The following is a 16,174-nucleotide window of genomic DNA, read 5'->3' on the forward strand; positions in this document are numbered from 1 at the left end:
GACTGGAGCAGTGCCCCCTCGCCGCCCAGCACCTGCTCGCCGGGATCGCCGCCCCCGTCTCCTCGGTGGTCCTGATCGGCACCACGCTCCGGCTCTCCCCGGCCCAGACGGCCTCGGTCCTCAGCGCCACCCTGGTGCTCTGCGGCGCGGGGGCACTGCTCCAGTCCCTCGGCGCGAGGACGCTGCGGCTCGGGGCGCGGCTGCCGTTCCTGATGCTGCCCGGCGGAGCCGCGGTGGCGATCTTCCTTGAGATCGCGGCGGAGTACGGGCCCGCGACCGCCTCCGGCTCGGTGCTGCTCGCGGCGGCGTTCCTCCTCTGCGTACTGCCGTTCTACGGACGGGTGGTACGGCTCTTCCCGCCGCTGGTGATGGGCACGGCGGTCGTCCTCATCGGCCTCAACATGATCAGGGTGACGGCGCCGATGGTGGCGTCGGGGCCCGGCCTCGGCTGGGCGACGCTCGGCGTGATCGCCCTCTTCTTCCTGCTCCTTCGCGGGGTGTGGCGGCAGATGGCGGTCCTGTTCGGGCTGGTGGGCGGCACGCTCCTCGCGCTGCCGCTCGGCACCGGCCTCCACATCGCGGGCGGCGACGCCTTCGCGCTGCCCGACGTCTTCCCCTACGGCGCCCCGCGCTTCGACCTGCTCGCCGCCCTGCCCCTGCTCGTCTTCGCGCTCGCCTCGCTGGCCGAGGCGACCGGGCAGACGGTGCTCAACAGCGAGGCGGTGGGCCGCACGCCCGACGCGGGGCGCGACGTGCCGCGCATCGCCCGCGCCGACGCCGTCATCTCGCTCGGCGCCGGCGTCTTCGGCACCTCGATGATGGTGACCAGCGCCGAGAACATCGGCATCGTGCGGCTCACCGGGGTGCGCAGCCGCTTCGTCACGGCGGGCGCGGGCGCGCTGCTGGTGCTGTGCGGTCTGCTCACGCCGCTGACCCGGGTGCTCGCCGCCGTCCCGGCGCCCGTGGTCGGCGCGGCGGGCCTGGTGATCTACGCGGTGATCGCCGCCCTCGGCTTCTCCATGCTGGCGCGGAGCGACCTCGCCCACGGCACCGACGGCATCGTCGTGGCGCTCGCCCTGGTCGTCGGGCTGCTGCCGATGATGGCGCCGGACATGTACGCGGGCCTGCCGGCCTGGGCGCACACGGTCCTCGGCAGCGGCGTCGCCTCCGGCGCACTCGCGGCGGTGCTCCTCGCCGCCCTCTTCGGCCGATTCGGACCGCCGCGCCCCGGCCCCGGCGCGGACACCCCTACCGCGGAGAGCGGCGCTCCGCCAGCAGACGCGAGCCGGTGAGGCGCTCGCCGAAGACGTCGTCGGGGTTGGAGAGCACACAGGTCTCCAGGGACAGGCAGCCGCAGCCGATGCAGTCCGTGAGGTGGTCGCGCAACCGGCTGAGCTGCTGGATGCGCTCGTCCAGCTCCGAGCGCCAGGTCCCCGAGAGGCGCGCCCAGTCCTCGCGGGTGGGCGTGCGCTCCTCGGGCAGCGAGTCCAGGGCCTCGCGGATGGTGGCGAGCGGGATGCCGACGCGCTGGGAGGCGCGGATGAAGGCGACGCGGCGCAGCGCGTCGCGGTGGTAGCGGCGCTGGTTGCCCTGGGTGCGGCGGCTGGTGATGAGGCCCTTGGACTCGTAGAAGTGCAGGGCGGAGACGGCCGCGCCACTACGGGCCGACAGCTGGCCGACGGTGAGTTCGTGGACCTTCTCTGGAATCTGGGGCACCCCTGGAACCTTAATGGCCGACGGCCGGACACCGGCGGCCGGTCCGTTGACACGGATCGGCGCACCCCGCATGCTGAGCAAGCGCTTAGTACTGGATCGCATACGTCTGGGAGGACCAGGGACATGGCGGAGCCGAGGATCTTCACGTCGGCCGAGGAACTGCGGGCCGGGATCGGCGAGCAGCTGGGGCACAGCGACTGGCTGGAGATCGACCAGAAGCGGATCGACCTCTTCGCCGACGCCACCGGCGACCACCAGTGGATTCACGTGGACGCCGAGAAGGCGGCCCAGGGCCCCTTCGGGACGACCATCGCGCACGGCTATCTGACGCTGTCGCTGCTGCCGAGCCTGGTGCCGCAGGTCATGCGCGTGGAGAACATGAGGATGGGCATCAACTACGGCACCAACAAGGTCCGCTTCCCCTCGCCCGTGCCGGTCGGCTCACGCCTGCGCGCGACCGCCGTGCTCACGGACGTGACGCCCACGAAGGACGGCGGCCAGCAGGTGACGGCCCAGGTCACCGTCGAGCGCGAGGGTTCCGACAAGCCCGCGTGCGTGGCGGAGTCGGTCTCGCGCTACTACTTCTGAACCCCCACCATGCGCAGCACGAGGTCGGCGTAGAGCGCGCCGACCTCGTCGGGCGTGCGGTGCCCCGCCGCGTTGAACCAGCGGGCCACGTCGATGCAGAGCGAGAGCACGGCGAGGGTGGTGCCCGGCACGTCGGGGACGTCGAACTCCCCGGCCCGCACGCCGTCGTTGATGATGTCCCGCACCGCCGCGTCCGACCTGCGGCGCAACGCGACGATCTCCGCGCGGTGCTCCTCGCCGAGCGCGTCGAGCTCGTACTGCACGACCCGCGCGGTGGTGTGGTGGGCGGCGTGCCAGCCGACGAAGGAGCGCACGGCGGCCTCCAGGCGCTCGGCCGCGGTGCCCCCGCCGTCCGCCGCCGTCCGCAGGATGGCCAGGGCCTTGTCGTGGCCGATCCTGCTGATGCGGTGGAGCAGCTCTTCCTTGGTCTTGTAGTGGATGTAGAGCGCGGCCGGGCTCATGCCCGCGCGGCCCGCGATGTCACGGGTCGTGGTCGCGTGGTAGCCGCGCTCGGCGAAGGCCTCCACGGCGGCGACCAGCAGCCGCCTGGCCGCGTCGGGGCTGACCTCGCCCCACGGCTGCTCCTCGGCGCCGTCCGTCTCCTCCGCCGCACTCATGCCCACTCCTGTTCCGCCCGCCTCGCTGCTCGGGAGGGACACCATACCCCTGTCAGTGAGCAAGCGCTTAGGGCTTGGCGAACGGGTCGTGCTCGGCGAGCAGCCTGTCCACGCGGGCCTGGTCGACCCTGCTGACGATCTGCGAGACGTCCTGCCGGTCCCTGATCACCTTGGCGAGGGTGAACGCGGAGGTCGTCAGGTAGAGCACCGCGATGGCGAGGAAGCCCCGCACCCAGGCCGAGGCGTCCAGGTAGCCGATGCCGACGGCGACGGCCGCGAGGGAGACGGCGAACGAGGCCACGGCCTGGCCGTAGAAGGCGTTGGTGGTCTGCTGCTTGATGGGCGGCTCAGTCATGGCCACAGCATCCGGGAGCGGCGGGCCGCGGGACATCCGCTCAGGTACTCAGACAGGTACTCAGCAGGCCCGCCCGGCGTACCCGTCGGACAGCCGCCCGTCCGACGGGTACGCACGTCTCAGAACGCCGAGACCCCCGTCAGGGCCCGCCCTATGACCAGCTTCTGGATCTGGCTGGTGCCTTCGTAGAGGGTCATCACGCGGGCGTCCCTGAGCAGCTTGCCCACCGGGTACTCGTCGATGTATCCGTAGCCGCCGAAGACCTGGAGCGCGTTGTTGGCGGCGCGCACGGCGGCCTCCGAGGCGAACAGCTTGGCCTTGGACGACTCGGTGGCGAACGGCTGACCCCGGTCGATCAGGTCCGCCACCCGCCAGGTGAGCAGCCGCGCGGCGTCCACGTCCACCGAGATGTCACTGATCAGCTCCTGGACGAGCTGGTGACGGGCGATGGGCTTGCCGAACTGCTCGCGCTCACCGGCGTACCGCACCGCGGCGTCGAGCGCCGCCTGGGCGATGCCCACGCACCCCGCGGCCACCGACATGCGCCCCTTGGCGAGCGCCGACATGGCGACGGAGAAGCCCTTGCCCTCGGGCGCGAGCATCGCCGACGCCGGGACGCGCACGCCCTCGAGGACCAGTTCGGCGGTGGCCTGGCCGCGCAGGCCAAGCTTGCCGTGAACGGTGCGGCGGGTGAGGCCCGGGGTGTCGGTGGGCACCAGGAAGGCGGAGACACCCTTGTGGCCCGGGGTGTCGTTGGTGCGCGCGAAGAGCAGGACGACATCGGCCCAGGTGCCGTTGGTGATGAACATCTTGGTGCCGTCGAGGACGTAGTCGTCGCCGTCGCGCACGCCCCTGGTGGCGAGGTTGCCCGCGTCGGAGCCCGTGCCCGGCTCGGTCAGGCCGAAGCACCCGACGTAGCCGCCGGAGGTCAGCCCCGGCAGCCACCGGCGCTTCTGCTCCTCGGTGCCCCAGGAGGCGATCGTCTTGGCGACGAGCCCGAGGGAGACCGAGACGATGCCGCGCACGGAGGAGTCGCCGCGTCCCAGCTCCTCGGTCACCAGGCAGTACGCGAGATGGTCACCGCCCGAGCCGCCGTACTCCTCGTCGATGGTGAGCCCCAGGAAACCGACCTCGCCGAGCTTCTTCACCAGGGCCCGGTCGACGCTCTCGGCGCGGTCCCACTCGACGACGTTCGGGGTGATCTCGCGCGCGACGAAGTCCTCGGCAAGCCGCTTGACGGCGGTCTGCTCCTCGCTGAGCTCCAGGTTCATCGTGCGCACCTCTTCGCGTCGAGCCTTTAATTAGCAGTGCTAGTTTCTCGTGGCAGCCCTACTATGTGCCGCATGGCCCGACCGCGCAAGCCCCTCCTGAGCCGGACACGCATCGTCGACGCGGCGCGCGCCCTCGTGGACGCCGAGGGGCTCGCCGCCGTCTCCACGCGACGCCTCGCCGCCGAACTGGGGGTGAGCGGGCCGTCCCTCTACAACCACTTCCGCACCAAGGACCAGATCCTGGAGGCGGTCGCGGACTCGGTGAGCGCGCAGGTCGACCTCTCGATGTTCGACACCGCCGACGGGCGCGACTGGCGCACGGCGCTGCACGACTGGGCGGTCTCCTACCGGGCCGCGCTCACGCTGCACCCGAACATCGTCCCCGTGCTCGCCCGGGGCCCCGGGCGCAGACCCGCCGGGCTGCGGCTCGCCGACGCGGTGTTCGGCGCGATGGTGGACGCGGGCTGGCCGCCCGCGCAGGCCACGTCGATCGGCGCGCTGATGCGGTACTTCATCATGGGCTCCGCGCTCGGCTCCTTCGCCGGGGGCTTCGTGGACGACGAGACCGCCTACGACCCGGCCGACTACCCCCACCTCGGCCAGGCCCATCTCCTCGCCGAGCGCCAGGAACTCATCGACGACCGCGCCTTCGAGACGGGCCTGCACGCCCTGCTCGACGGGCTCGCCACGCAGTACGAGCAGGTGGCGGGCGCGAGCGGGCGCACCTGACGCCACGCACCCAGGGGGCCCGGAGTCATGCGCCCCTCAGGTCACCCCTCGACGACGCGCTCCACGGCCGCCGTGACGAGCCGCTCACGCTCGTCCTCGCTCAGCACGTCGGGCAGGGTGAGCTGCTCGACGATCAGCCAGTTGAAGGCCAGGTACAGGAGCTTGACCGCGGTGGCGTCGCCGGGCAGCCCCGAGGACTCGTGGTAGGCGAGATTGGCGGCGAGGTCCTCCCGTACGCGCTCGGTGAGGACGGCGCGCAGCTCCGGGCGCCTGGTCGCCTCCAGGCGCAGTTCGAGCAGGGCGAGATAGCCGGTGCGGAAACCGCTGACCCGCCCGATGACCTCGCGCATCAGCCCGGCGTAGGTCTCCTTGTCGGGCTTGGCGACCCGCTGGCGCTCGATCTCCTCCTCGCCCGGGGTCAGACGCTCGTAGACCCGGCCGCCCGCCTGGGTCAGCAGGTCGTCGCGGCTGGCGAAGTAGTTGGACGCGGTCCCCGTCGGCACGCCCGCCTCGGTGTCCACCGCACGGAAGGTGAGCCCGCGGGCCCCTTCCCTGGCGAGCACCTCGATGGCGGCGTCGACCAGGGCCGCCCGCCGCCCGTCATTCCTGCGCACCATTGCAACCACTCCATACGTAGTACTATGTTTCGACCACTACAGAAAGAGTACTGCAACAGAAGTGGCAAGGGGAGTGACCGGATGCGCAAGCTCGTGTACTACATAGGCACCTCCATCGACGGCTACATCGCCGGACCCGGCGGCGAGTTCGACTTCTACCCCGTCGGCGACGCGGAACAGGCCGCCGCCTACGCCGCGCGGGTCAACGCCCGCTATCCCGAGACCGTGCCCACCGCCCTGCGCCCGCACGCCGGGCTCACGGACGCGCCCAACCGCCGCTTCGACACGGTCCTGATGGGGCGCGGCACCTACCGCCAGGCACTGGACCACGGCACCCCCAGTCCGTACGCGCATCTGCGCCAGTACGTGGTCTCCTCCTCGCTCGGCCCCGCCCCCGACCCGGCGGTGACCGTCATCGCCGACGACGCCCTCGCCCGCGTCCGCGCGCTCAAGGCAGGCGAGGGTCAGGACATCTGGCTGTGCGGCGGCGGGGGGCTCGCGGCGGCGCTGCTGCCGGAGCTCGACGAACTGATCGTGAAGAGCTACCCGGTGGTCGCCGGGGCCGGGACACCGCTCTTCGGCGGGGCGTTCCGGCCCACGCGGTTCCGGGTGAGCGGGCGCGAGACGTTCCCCAACGACGTGTCGATGACCTGGTTCGAAGCCGTGCGCTGAGACCGGCGCCGGGACCGGCGCCCGGACTGGCTCATTCTCGTGCGCGGCCGCCGCCATGTGTGTGTACTCTGCATCCGCCCTGCGCGGCGAGACATCCGTCCCGTCCGTCGGAACAGGGACAGCACACCCGGGGGTGGGTCGTGGGGCACGCGACGGAGGCGGTCGGCGCGGAGGGCTCGGCCGGCGGGGGCGCGCCGCCGCTCCGCGTCCGGGAGTTCGCGGTGGCGGTGCTGCGCGGGCAGGGGCAGGTGACCTTCCTGCCCAGCGCGGCGGCGGGCGGCGTCTTCTGTCTGGCGCTCACGGTCGCGGGCTGGGAGTACGGGCTCTACGGTCTCGCGGGCGCCGCCGTGGGCACCGCGACGGCGCTGCTCCTCGGGGCCGGACGCGACCGGGCCGCCCTGGGCCTCGACGGGTTCAACGCCTGTCTGACGGCGCTCGGCCTCGCGGTCGTCCTGGGTCCGCGCCACCTCTCGACGGCCCTGTTCGCCCTCGCGGGCTGCGTGGTCGTCACGGTCCTCACGGCCGCCGTGAGCAACCTGCTCGCCCCGCTCGGACTGCCCCCGCTCACCCTGCCGTTCTGCCTGACCGCGAGCGCGACGGCGCTCGGCGCGCCCGGCTTCCAGCGGGTGTGGCACCACGGCGAGGGGCGCGCGGCGCTGCCGCGCCCCGCCGCCGGGACCACCGCGCTCGGCCCGGACGACCTGGCACGCGGCTTCCTCTCCGGCTTCGCCGAGATCTTCCTCATGCCGCAGTGGTACGTGGGTGCGCTGCTGCTGCTCGGCCTCCTGGTCGCGAGCCGCCGGGCGGCGGCCGTGGCGTGCCTCGGCAACGCGGTGGGCATGGCGACGGCATGGGCGCTCGGCGTCCCCGCCGCCGGGATCGCCGACGGAACGGCGGGGTACAACGCCGTCCTCGTGGCGCTCGCCCTGTGCGGGGTCTTCCTGCCCGCGCGGGCGGCGACCCTGGCGTACGCGGCCGTGGGCGCCGCCGTGGCGACGGCGGCGGGCCCGGCGGTGGCGGCCCTCCTCGCACCGTCCGGCGGGCCCGTGTTCACCTGGCCGTTCGTCCTGACGACGCTGGTCTTCCTGGCCGCCGCCACGTCCTTCCCCGGACTGCGCACGGGCCAGGAACCGGTCACGGGCCAGGACCCGGTGACGGGCTAGGGCGCGCTCGCGGGCCGGGGGGCTAGAACACGACCAGCGCCCGGCCGCCCTTGCCCGCGATCATGTTGTCGAAGGCCGCGGGGATGCCGTCGAGGCCGATCCGGTCGGTCACCAGGACGCTCAGGTCAAGGCGCCCCGCCCGGATGTGCCCGGCCAGGACCGGCAGGTCCGCCGCGGGGTCGGAGTTGCCGTACACGCACCCGGCGAGGGTCCTGCCCCAGTGGAAGATCTCCAGGGCGTTGAAGGTGACCTGCTGGTCCTTGCCGCCGATGCCGACCACCGTAGTCCTGCCGCCGCGCCGGGTGGACTCCCAGGCCGTACGGATGGTCACCGCGCGGCCCACGCACTCCACGGCCACGTCGACGCCCTGGCCGCCGGTCAGCTTGCGGACGGCACGGTCGGTGGTGTCCGAGGCGAGGACGTAGTCGGTGGCCCCGGCGGACCGCGCGAGCTCCTCCTTCTCCGGCGAGACGTCCACCGCGACGATCCGCGCCGCCCCGGCGATCCTGGCCGCCTGGAGCGTGGCGAGGCCGACCCCGCCCACACCGAAGACGGCCACCGTCTCGCCCTCGCGCACCTTCGCCGAGTGGTGCACGGCGCCGTACCCGGTCAGGACGGCGCAGCCGAGCAGGGCGGCGTCGGTGAGCGGCACGCCGTGCGGCGCGGGCAGCAGGCAGCGGGCCGGGACCACCGTCTCCTCGGCGAACGCGGCGACGTTCAGGCCCGGATGGAGCTCCGTGCCGTCCGGCCGCCGCGCGTGGACGTCGGCGGAGCCCGCGAGCGCGCTGGCGCAGAGCCACACCTCGCCGAGCGAGCAGGCGTGGCAGATGCCGCAGGACGGCGCCCAGTTCAGGACGACGGGGTCGCCGGGCGCGTACCCCGTGACGCCCTCGCCCACCGAGACCACCGTGCCCGCGCCCTCGTGGCCGAGCACGGCGGGCACCGGGAGGCGCATGGTGCCGTTGGACAGGGACAGGTCGGAGTGGCAGACCCCGGCGGCGGCGAGCCGCACCCGGACCTGGTCGGGCCCCGGCTCCGGCAGTTCGATGGCGGCGATCTCCAGCGGGGAGCCGACGGCGGGAAGGATGGCGGCGCGGACCACGTTCACGTACTCCTTGGCGAGCTGGGTGCGGCGGGCTGGGTGCGGCGGGTGGGTGCGGCGGGTTGACGGGCCGGATGCGGCGGGCCGGTCAGAACTGGAGGGACTTGGTCTGGAGGTACTCCGTCAGGCCGTGCGCGCCCAGTTCACGGCCGACGCCGGACTGCTTGTAGCCGCCGAAGGGCGCGCGCGGGTTGAAGCTGCCGCCGTTGATGTCGACCTGGCCGGTGTCCATGCGGCGGGCGAAGGCGACGGCCTCGGCGTCGTCCGCCGCCCACACCGCGCCCGCGAGACCGTACACGGTGCCGTTGGCGATGCGCAGGGCGTCGTCCTCGTCCTCGTACCGGATGAGGGAGAGCACCGGGCCGAAGATCTCCTCCTGGGCGATGGTCATCTCGGGGGTGACATCGGCGAAGACGGTGGGCTGGACGTAGTAGCCCCGCTCCCTGGGCGCCTCGGGACCGCCCGCCACGATCCGGGCGCCCTCCTCGACGCCCTTCTCGATGTAGCCGCGCACGCGGGCCTGCTGCCTGGCGTTGACGAGCGGGCCGATGCGGGGCCCGTACTTGGCCGCGGCGGTCCTCGCGAGCTCCACCGCCTCCTCGTACCGGTCGGTGTGGACCAGCATGCGGGTCCAGGCGCTGCACGTCTGACCGGAGTTGGACATGACGTTGGCGACGCCGACGTTGACCGCCTTGGCGAGGTCGGCGCTCGGCAGGATGACGTTGGCCGACTTGCCGCCGAGTTCGAGGGCGACGCGCTTGACCGCGGCCCCCGCCGTGGCGCCGATCTGCCTGCCGACGGCCGTGGAGCCGGTGAACGAGACGAGGTCGACGCCCTCGTGCCCGGCGAGCGCCTGGCCCGCGACCGGGCCGAGCCCGGTGACGAGGTTGAACACACCTGCCGGAAGGCCCGCGTCATGCACCGCCTCGGCGAAGAGCTGGGCGGTGAGCGGGGTGTCCTCGGCGGGCTTGAGCACCACCGTGCACCCCGCGGCGAGCGCCGGAGCCACCTTGTTGACGATCTGGTGCAGGGGGTAGTTCCAGGGGGTGATCGCGCCGACCACGCCCACCGGCTCCAGATAGACGGTGGAGTTGCCCACCTTCTCCTCGAAGGGGTACGTCGCGGCCAGCTCCGCGTACGAACCGGAGACCAGGACCGGCACTCCCGCGTGCACGGCCTGCGAGAACGGCAGCGGGGCGCCGAGTTCGGCGGTGACGGTCCCGGCGATCTCGTCCTTGCGGGCGGCGAGCTGGTCGCGGAGCGCCGCGATCAGGGCGGCGCGCTCGGCGGGCGGCGTGGCGGCCCAGCCGGGCAGGGCGGCACGGGCGGCCAGGACCGCGGTGTCGATGTCCTCGGCGGAGCCCGCGGGGACCTGGCCGATGGGCTGCTCGTCGACCGGGTTCACGACCGTGATCGTGCCGGTGCCTGCGGCCGGGCGCCAAGCGCCGTCGATGTACATCCCGTCGTGGGCCTTCATCGCATTCCTCCAGGTTGACGTCCGCATACAAACTAGCGCTGTTAGTTTTCGGGCACCAGGGGTGTTCGCGCCGTGTGGTTCACGGAACAGCGGCGTCCGCGGTGACCCGGGTTCTAGGCTCATCCGTATGCTGCTGCTGCGACGTACGCTACGGATGACCGCGGTTCTGACCCTGGCCCTCACGGCCACGCTCTTCGGGGCGGCCGGAGGCGGCGCCGGGACGGCCCGGGCCGAGGAGAGGCCACCGCACGACCGACAGCTGCTGTTCCACAACCACTCCTACGGCGTCCTGGACCGCGAGACGGCCGACGCCATCGAACACTCCGACTACCTGCCACGGTTCGCGGACTTCGAGGTGCGCACCACGACCGGCTCGCAGGGCACCTGGACCGGCCGCTACCTCAAGGGCCGCGAGACCTACCTCGAACTCTTCGGGGTGGGCGACGTGCCCGGCACGGAGCTGGGCAGCACCGGCATGGGCGTCTCCACCGAGCGGGACGGCGACATCGCCACCGTGCTCCAGCGGCTGCGCGACGCGGGGATCGAGAAGCCCTTCGACGGCCTCCAGACCCGGGACTTCGGCGACGGCGTCCCCGTGCCGTGGTTCGACTTCATCTTCACCACCGACCAGTACGACGCGTCGAGCACCTGGGCCATGGAGTACCGGCCCGAGTACTTCGCCGACCCGCGCGGCAGGACCGAGCCGCCGAGCCACCCCGGTGACGTCGGCCGCGAGCGCTATCTGCCCGACACCTACCGCGACCGGCTGATGCGTGACGTGTCCTCCGTGCACCTCGCGATGACCGCCCGCGACCTGGGCAACACCGTGCCGCTGCTGCGGGCGGGCGGCTTCCGGGTGCGGGAGGCGGCGGGCGGCGTCGTCGCGGACGGCGGCGGCACCACGATCCGTCTCGACGCCGTGCCGCGCGAGCGGATCGGCCTGCGGCAGTACACGTTCACGCTCAACAAGGCGGTCAAGGAACGGCACGTGGAGCGGATCGGCAGGTCCACGCTCACGGTCGGCCCCGGCGCCCGCGCCGTGTGGGACTTCCCCGCGCGCTAGCTGTATCGACCCGCACCGCGCGCCGCACTCGCCCCCTCCCGGCCGGGAGGGGGCGCACTCATGTCACCCGCCGTTTCGGCAACGTGACAGATGCATGTCATGACGCCAACTTCCTTGCCCCACACCCTCCGGAGCGGCAACGCTACTGATCGCGACGGGAGCGACACGCACCGCTCCCGTCCGTGTGCGCGCTCACGCACGCATCCCCCACAGTCGCGCCGCCCACCACGGGCGCGCCCCCATGAGGGTCATGCCCCAGGTCACCGCCCTGCCCGCCCAGGCCGCCCCCGCCGAGGGCACCGTCATCGCGGCGGGCTCCGCCGACGCGGTCAAGGGCAGCTACCTCGTCACACTGGCGAAGGGCTCGGGCCTCAAGGCCGCCACGAGCCAGGGCAAGGACCTCATAGCCGAGCACGGCGGCACCGTGACGAAGACGTTCACGTCCGCGCTCAACGGCTACGCCGCGAAGCTCAGCGCGACCGAGGCCAGGAGACTCGCGGCCGACCCCGCCGTCGCCTCCGTCGAGCAGGACAGGACGCTGCGGGCCGACGCGACGCAGTCCAGTGCCCCCTGGGGCCTTGACCGCATCGACCAGGCCAGGCTGCCGCTGTCCGGTACGTACACCTACCCGGACTCCGCGGGCTCCGGCGTCACCGCGTACGTCATCGACACCGGCGTCCGCGTCTCGCACTCCGAGATCAGCGGCCGCGCGGTCAACGGCTACGACGCCGTGGACGGCGACACCACCGCCCAGGACGGCAACGGCCACGGCACGCACGTCGCCACGACCATCGCGGGCAAGACCTACGGCGTCGCCAAGAAGGCGAAGGTCGTGGCCGTCCGCGTGCTGGACAACAACGGCTCCGGCACCACCGCCGGGGTCGTCGCGGGCATCGACTGGGTGACCTCGAACCACGCCGCCGGAGCCCCGGCCGTGGCCAACCTCTCGCTCGGCGGCGGCGCCTCCACCACGCTCGACAACGCGGTGAAGAACTCCATCGCGGACGGCGTCACCTACGCGGTCGCGGCGGGCAACGCCAACACCGACGCCGCCAACACCTCCCCCGCCCGCGTCCCCGCGGCCCTCACGGTCGGCGCCACCGGCAACACGGACGCCAGGGCCGGCTTCTCCAACTACGGCTCGGTCCTGGACATCTTCGCGCCGGGCGTGAACATCAAGGCGGGCTGGAACACCGGCGACACGGCCACCAACACCATCTCCGGCACGTCGATGGCCACGCCGCACGTCGCGGGTGCGGCCGCCGTCTATCTGGCGGGCCACACCTCGGCCACGCCCGCGCAGGTCTCGGCGGCCCTGGTGAACGGCGCCACGCCGAACGTCGTGACCAGCCCGGGTTCGGGCTCGCCCAACAAGCTGCTCAGGATCGTCCAGTAACACCCGGCTCGGCACGGTCCGTGCCGTCCGGCCCGGCACGCTCCTCGGTGCCCCGGAGGCTGCCGGCGCCTCCGGGGCGCTTCCGTGCGCCGAGGCCCGCCGCGACGAGCAGCAGCGCGCCCAGCATCACGAACGGCGCCGCCACCCCCGCGACACCGGCGATCAGGCCCGCCGACGCCGGGGCCGCGACCTGCCCGAGGCGGTTGCCGGTCAGCCGGAGGGCGAGCGCGGTGGAGCGGGCCTCGTCCGGGGCGGCCTGGACCACGGTCGTCATCGACAGGGGCTGCCCCACGCCCAGGCAGAAGCCGAGCAGCACGAGCATGACGCCGAGCGCCCACACCGGCAGGGGCAGCGCGACACCCGCGCAGAGCAGCGCGGCGAGCCCGCAGGTGAGCACGGTCAGCGCCGTACGGCCGAGGAGTCCGATCAGCGGGGTCATCACCAGACGGCAGGCGATGGTCGCGGCGGCCCGCAGCGAGAGCAGCAGGCCGACGGTGGCGGGCGCGATGCCGCGGTGCTCGCCGACCACCGGCAGATAGGCCGTGAGGATGTCCGTCGCGGAGAGCACGGCGAGGCTGATGAAAATGCCCGCGGGCACACCACGGGTGCGCAGGATGCCGAGGACCGGCACCTTCGCGGCCCGCTCCGCCGCTCCCCCGGCGGCGCGTACGTGCTCGATGCGCCAGAGCGAGCCGAGGGCGACCGCGGCGACCGCCGCCGCGACGAGCAGCGCGAAGGCGCTGGTGCGGCCCGTGTCCGCGCCGATCAGGGCACCGGCCGCGAGCGGTCCGGTCAGCTGGCCGAGCGACGCGCCGATGGTGAAGTGCCCGAAGTTTCTGTCCTGTTCGTCGGGCGCGGACTGCCGGGCGACGAGCGACTGCGCGCCGATCACGAAGCAGAGGTGGCCGAGCCCCATCACCCCGCTCCAGGCGGCCATCGCGGCGAGCGAGCCCGCCGTACCGCTGAGGGCGCAGCCCCCGGCGATCAGGACGACGCCTACGGGCAGCAGGGGCGCGCACCGGCCGTGGTCCGTCCTGCGGCCGAGGGGGACGGCGGCGAAGAGCGGGAGCAGCGCGTAGACGCCCGCGATGACACCGATGGCGCGCTCGTCGGCGCCGAGCGAAAGGGCCCGGTAGGAGACGGCGGGCCGCGCCATCGAGACCGCCCCCTGCGCGAAGCTGAAGGCGATGACGAGACGGAGCAGCCAGCCCCTGCCACCGGGCCCGGATGTCGCGGTCGGCATCAGATGATGCCGAAGAGGATGCCGGAGCCGAGCACCACCAGCGAGGTGAGCACGGCCCATTTGACGGTGAACCTGGTGTGGTCGCCGAACTCGACCTTGGCCATGCCGACCAGCACGTACACGGCGGGCACCAGCGGGCTCGACATGTGCAGCGCCTGTCCGGCGATGGAGGCGCGGGCGATCTCCAGGGTGCCGACACCGTGCGCGTGACCCGCCTCGGCGAGGACCGGCAGGACCCCGAAGTAGAAGCCGTCGTTGGACATGAAGTAGGTGAGCGGCAGGGACAGCAGGCCGGTCACCAGGCCCATGTGCGGGCCCATGCCCTCCGGGATGGCGTCGACGAGCCAGTTGGCCATGCTGTCGACCATGCCGGTGCCGGTGAGGACACCGGTGAAGACCGCGGCGGCGAAGACCATGCCGGTGACGTTGAGGACGTTCTCCGCGTGGGCGGCGATACGGGCCTTCTGGTCGGGCATGTGCGGGAAGTTGACGGTGAGGGCGAGCGCGGCGCCGAGCAGGAAGAGGACCGGGATCGGCAGCCACTCCATGATCATGGCGGTGAGCAGCAGGACGGTGAGGCCCGCGTTGAACCAGTAGAGCCTGGGCCGCAGGGTCGCGCGGTCCGGGTCGAGCCCCTGGAAGCGGTCGTCCTCCTCGTCCGTGTCTCCAGCGTCCGCGTGTCCGGCGCCGGTGTCTCCGGTGTCGGTGTCTCCGGCGTCCGTCGCACCGGTGCCCGCGCCGCCGCCACCGGTCCGCCTGGTCAGCGGCGTACGGCCGTCCTTGCCGGTGCCGCCCGCTCCGACCAGGACCGTCTCGTCGGCCGTGACGGTCTCCGTGGTGCTTCCGGCGGCGAGGACGTCGTCGAGCGAGAGGACACCGAGCCGCTTGCGCTCCCGCAGACCGAGGGCGTAGGCGAGCAGGAACACGGCGACCAGGCCCATGGCGAGCGCCGGGATCATGGGGACGAAGATGTCGGCGGCGTCGACCTTGAGCGCGGTCGCGGCGCGGGCCGTGGGGCCGCCCCAGGGCAGCGTGTTCATGACGCCATTGGCGGTGGCGGCGACGCCGGTCATCACGACAAGGCTCATCTTGAGCCGCTTGTAGAGCGGATACATCGCCGAGACCGTGATCATGAAGGTGGTCGAGCCGTCGCCGTCGAGCGAGACGATCGCGGCGAGCACGGCGGTGCCGACCACGATGCGCACCGGGTCCGCCTTGCAGAAGCGGAGGATGCCCCGGACGACCGGATCGAAGAGGCCGACGTCGATCATGACGCCGAAGTACACGATGGCGAACATGAGCATGGCCGCCGTGGGCGCCAGATTGCCGACGCCTTCGAGGACGTAGTCCCCGAGATGGGCTCCCTTTCCTACGAACACGCAGAAGAGCGCGGGGATCAGCACCAGTGCCGCGATCGGCGACATCTTCTTCATCATGATCAGCACCAGGAAGGTGGCGATCATGACGAATCCGAGGATTGTCAGCATGGGGGCTACCTCACGTTCACCATCGAACTGCCACCAGGTCTGGCGGTCCGGATGACGTTAGGACCGGCTGTTGAGCGTTAACAAGATGTTGACGTGCGAGCAATAAGCGCAAAACTCCAGGTCAACGAGGTGCGGGCAGCGGAGCGCAACCGGCGGCGGTCAGTCCAGCGTCCGCGCGAAGTACGCGTGCAGCAGGGTCCGCGCCTCCTCCACCAGGGCGGGGTCACCGCCGGGCCGCCCGCGGAAGGCGAGCTGGAGCACGGCGTCGACCGCCTCGACGCCGACGGCCACGACCCTGCGGACGTGCTCGTCGAGGGGGCGGTCCAGATGCTCCGCGAGCAGCGCGGCCACCCGCTCGGCGACCTGGAGGTTGGCGTCCGGCATGGCGTCCGGGGCCGAGGGGACGCCGAAGTCGACGAGGCCGAAGCCCGGCACGGTGCGCATCATCGCGAGGTACTCGTCGAAGGCGGCGTCGACCGCGCCGCGCCAGTCGCCCCGGCCCGCCTCGGCCATGCGGGCGGCGACGCGTTCGGCGTACCGGTCGAGGTTGCGGTGGGCGAGGGCGTCGGCCAAGGCCCGTTTGTTGCCGAAGAACCGGTAGACCGAGCCGATCGGTACCCCGGCGCGGAGCGCGACGGCGCGCGTGGTGAGGCTCTCGTAGCCGACCTCGTCCAGGAC

17 protein-coding genes are annotated in these 16,174 nt (G+C 72.7%); 7 read left to right on the forward strand and 10 right to left on the reverse strand.

The features are described 5' to 3' along the window. Positions 1-2 precede the first annotated feature (2 nt). Positions 3-1,292 carry a uracil-xanthine permease family protein gene (locus AB8Z36_RS09790; RefSeq protein WP_369212831.1) on the forward strand — a complete coding sequence of 430 codons (1,290 nt, stop codon included), beginning with the start codon at positions 3-5 and terminating at the stop codon, positions 1,290-1,292. Here AB8Z36_RS09790 and soxR read toward each other — a convergent pair. Next, positions 1,249-1,716 (reverse strand): redox-sensitive transcriptional activator SoxR, encoded by a 468-nt coding sequence (gene soxR, locus AB8Z36_RS09795; RefSeq protein ID WP_369212832.1) that lies wholly within the window; start codon positions 1,714-1,716, stop codon positions 1,249-1,251. The genes AB8Z36_RS09790 and soxR overlap by 44 nt on opposite strands. Positions 1,717-1,839: 123 nt before the next feature. Between soxR and AB8Z36_RS09800 the strand changes: the two genes are divergently transcribed. After that, complete coding sequence (locus AB8Z36_RS09800) at positions 1,840-2,304, forward strand: MaoC family dehydratase (RefSeq protein ID WP_369212833.1); 465 nt, start codon at positions 1,840-1,842, stop codon at positions 2,302-2,304. Here the strand turns inward: AB8Z36_RS09800 and AB8Z36_RS09805 are convergent. The 3 genes from AB8Z36_RS09805 to AB8Z36_RS09815 all read right to left on the reverse strand — a co-directional run bounded on the left by AB8Z36_RS09805 (position 2,295) and on the right by AB8Z36_RS09815 (position 4,547). Then, a complete protein-coding gene (locus tag AB8Z36_RS09805) occupies positions 2,295-2,921 on the reverse strand; it encodes a TetR/AcrR family transcriptional regulator (RefSeq protein WP_369212834.1) in 627 nt (208 codons plus the stop codon). The genes AB8Z36_RS09800 and AB8Z36_RS09805 overlap by 10 nt on opposite strands. A gap of 67 nt (positions 2,922-2,988) precedes the next feature. Beyond that, on the reverse strand, positions 2,989-3,276 hold the full coding sequence (locus AB8Z36_RS09810; protein ID WP_369212835.1) for a YiaA/YiaB family inner membrane protein: 288 nt from the start codon (positions 3,274-3,276) through the stop codon (positions 2,989-2,991). Positions 3,277-3,395: 119 nt separating this feature from the next. Beyond that, positions 3,396-4,547 carry an acyl-CoA dehydrogenase family protein gene (locus tag AB8Z36_RS09815; RefSeq protein ID WP_369212836.1) on the reverse strand — a complete coding sequence of 384 codons (1,152 nt, stop codon included), beginning with the start codon at positions 4,545-4,547 and terminating at the stop codon, positions 3,396-3,398. Positions 4,548-4,619: 72 nt separating this feature from the next. Here AB8Z36_RS09815 and AB8Z36_RS09820 point away from each other — a divergent pair, with 72 nt between their 5' ends. Then, positions 4,620-5,276 (forward strand): TetR/AcrR family transcriptional regulator, encoded by a 657-nt coding sequence (locus tag AB8Z36_RS09820; RefSeq protein WP_369212837.1) that lies wholly within the window; start codon positions 4,620-4,622, stop codon positions 5,274-5,276. 41 nt (positions 5,277-5,317) lie between these two features. On the opposite strand, the gene AB8Z36_RS09825 is transcribed toward AB8Z36_RS09820, so the two are convergent. Then, on the reverse strand, positions 5,318-5,893 hold the full coding sequence (locus AB8Z36_RS09825) for a TetR/AcrR family transcriptional regulator (RefSeq protein ID WP_369212838.1): 576 nt from the start codon (positions 5,891-5,893) through the stop codon (positions 5,318-5,320). Between the two features lie 81 nt (positions 5,894-5,974). Here AB8Z36_RS09825 and AB8Z36_RS09830 point away from each other — a divergent pair, with 81 nt between their 5' ends. Both AB8Z36_RS09830 and AB8Z36_RS09835 read left to right on the forward strand, forming a co-directional pair. Then, entirely contained in the window at positions 5,975-6,565 is a 591-nt protein-coding gene (locus AB8Z36_RS09830) for a dihydrofolate reductase family protein (RefSeq protein WP_369212839.1), read from the forward strand. Positions 6,566-6,705: 140 nt separating this feature from the next. Beyond that, on the forward strand, positions 6,706-7,728 hold the full coding sequence (locus AB8Z36_RS09835; RefSeq protein WP_369212840.1) for an urea transporter: 1,023 nt from the start codon (positions 6,706-6,708) through the stop codon (positions 7,726-7,728). Between the two features lie 22 nt (positions 7,729-7,750). On the opposite strand, the gene AB8Z36_RS09840 is transcribed toward AB8Z36_RS09835, so the two are convergent. Both AB8Z36_RS09840 and AB8Z36_RS09845 read right to left on the reverse strand, forming a co-directional pair. After that, entirely contained in the window at positions 7,751-8,830 is a 1,080-nt protein-coding gene (locus AB8Z36_RS09840; RefSeq protein ID WP_369212847.1) for a zinc-binding dehydrogenase, read from the reverse strand. Between the two features lie 88 nt (positions 8,831-8,918). Further along, complete coding sequence (locus AB8Z36_RS09845; RefSeq protein ID WP_369212841.1) at positions 8,919-10,307, reverse strand: aldehyde dehydrogenase family protein; 1,389 nt, start codon at positions 10,305-10,307, stop codon at positions 8,919-8,921. A 154-nt stretch (positions 10,308-10,461) separates the two neighbouring features. Between AB8Z36_RS09845 and AB8Z36_RS09850 the strand changes: the two genes are divergently transcribed. Beyond that, positions 10,462-11,370: a DUF5829 family protein gene (locus tag AB8Z36_RS09850; protein WP_369212842.1), complete on the forward strand. Its 909-nt coding sequence runs from the start codon at positions 10,462-10,464 to the stop codon at positions 11,368-11,370. A gap of 241 nt (positions 11,371-11,611) precedes the next feature. Further along, positions 11,612-12,766, forward strand: coding sequence for a S8 family peptidase (locus AB8Z36_RS09855; protein WP_369212843.1), 1,155 nt, complete (start codon positions 11,612-11,614; stop codon positions 12,764-12,766). Here the strand turns inward: AB8Z36_RS09855 and AB8Z36_RS09860 are convergent. The 3 genes from AB8Z36_RS09860 to AB8Z36_RS09870 form a co-directional block, all read right to left on the reverse strand. Then, the gene (locus AB8Z36_RS09860) at positions 12,750-14,009 is read right to left on the reverse strand and encodes an MFS transporter (RefSeq protein WP_369212844.1); all 1,260 of its coding nucleotides are present in this window, start codon (positions 14,007-14,009) and stop codon (positions 12,750-12,752) included. The two genes, AB8Z36_RS09855 and AB8Z36_RS09860, sit on opposite strands and share 17 nt — an antisense overlap. After that, entirely contained in the window at positions 14,009-15,496 is a 1,488-nt protein-coding gene (locus tag AB8Z36_RS09865; protein ID WP_369212845.1) for a CitMHS family transporter, read from the reverse strand. Before AB8Z36_RS09865 ends, AB8Z36_RS09860 begins: the two co-directional genes overlap by 1 nt. A 159-nt stretch (positions 15,497-15,655) precedes the next feature. After that, the coding region (locus AB8Z36_RS09870) for a TetR family transcriptional regulator (protein ID WP_369212846.1) at positions 15,656-16,174 on the reverse strand (519 nt) is incomplete at its 5' end.

Origin of the sequence: Streptomyces flavofungini, from assembly GCF_041028215.1 — a bacterium.
Taxonomy (GTDB): Bacteria; Actinomycetota; Actinomycetes; order Streptomycetales; family Streptomycetaceae; genus Streptomyces; species Streptomyces flavofungini_B.

Bases quoted from the DNA above. Each gene is read 5' to 3' on its own strand.
- AB8Z36_RS09800 (WP_369212833.1), top strand. From the start codon at position 1,840: ATGGCGGAGCCGAGGATCTTCACGTCGGCCGAGGAACTGCGGGCCGGG.
- AB8Z36_RS09805 (WP_369212834.1), bottom strand. From the start codon at position 2,921: ATGAGTGCGGCGGAGGAGACGGACGGCGCCGAGGAGCAGCCGTGGGGC.
- AB8Z36_RS09810 (WP_369212835.1), bottom strand. From the start codon at position 3,276: ATGACTGAGCCGCCCATCAAGCAGCAGACCACCAACGCCTTCTACGGC.
- AB8Z36_RS09815 (WP_369212836.1), bottom strand. From the start codon at position 4,547: ATGAACCTGGAGCTCAGCGAGGAGCAGACCGCCGTCAAGCGGCTTGCC.
- AB8Z36_RS09820 (WP_369212837.1), top strand. From the start codon at position 4,620: ATGGCCCGACCGCGCAAGCCCCTCCTGAGCCGGACACGCATCGTCGAC.
- AB8Z36_RS09825 (WP_369212838.1), bottom strand. From the start codon at position 5,893: ATGGTGCGCAGGAATGACGGGCGGCGGGCGGCCCTGGTCGACGCCGCC.
- AB8Z36_RS09830 (WP_369212839.1), top strand. From the start codon at position 5,975: ATGCGCAAGCTCGTGTACTACATAGGCACCTCCATCGACGGCTACATC.
- AB8Z36_RS09845 (WP_369212841.1), bottom strand. From the start codon at position 10,307: ATGAAGGCCCACGACGGGATGTACATCGACGGCGCTTGGCGCCCGGCC.
- AB8Z36_RS09850 (WP_369212842.1), top strand. From the start codon at position 10,462: ATGACCGCGGTTCTGACCCTGGCCCTCACGGCCACGCTCTTCGGGGCG.
- AB8Z36_RS09855 (WP_369212843.1), top strand. From the start codon at position 11,612: ATGAGGGTCATGCCCCAGGTCACCGCCCTGCCCGCCCAGGCCGCCCCC.
- AB8Z36_RS09860 (WP_369212844.1), bottom strand. From the start codon at position 14,009: ATGCCGACCGCGACATCCGGGCCCGGTGGCAGGGGCTGGCTGCTCCGT.
- AB8Z36_RS09865 (WP_369212845.1), bottom strand. From the start codon at position 15,496: ATGCTGACAATCCTCGGATTCGTCATGATCGCCACCTTCCTGGTGCTG.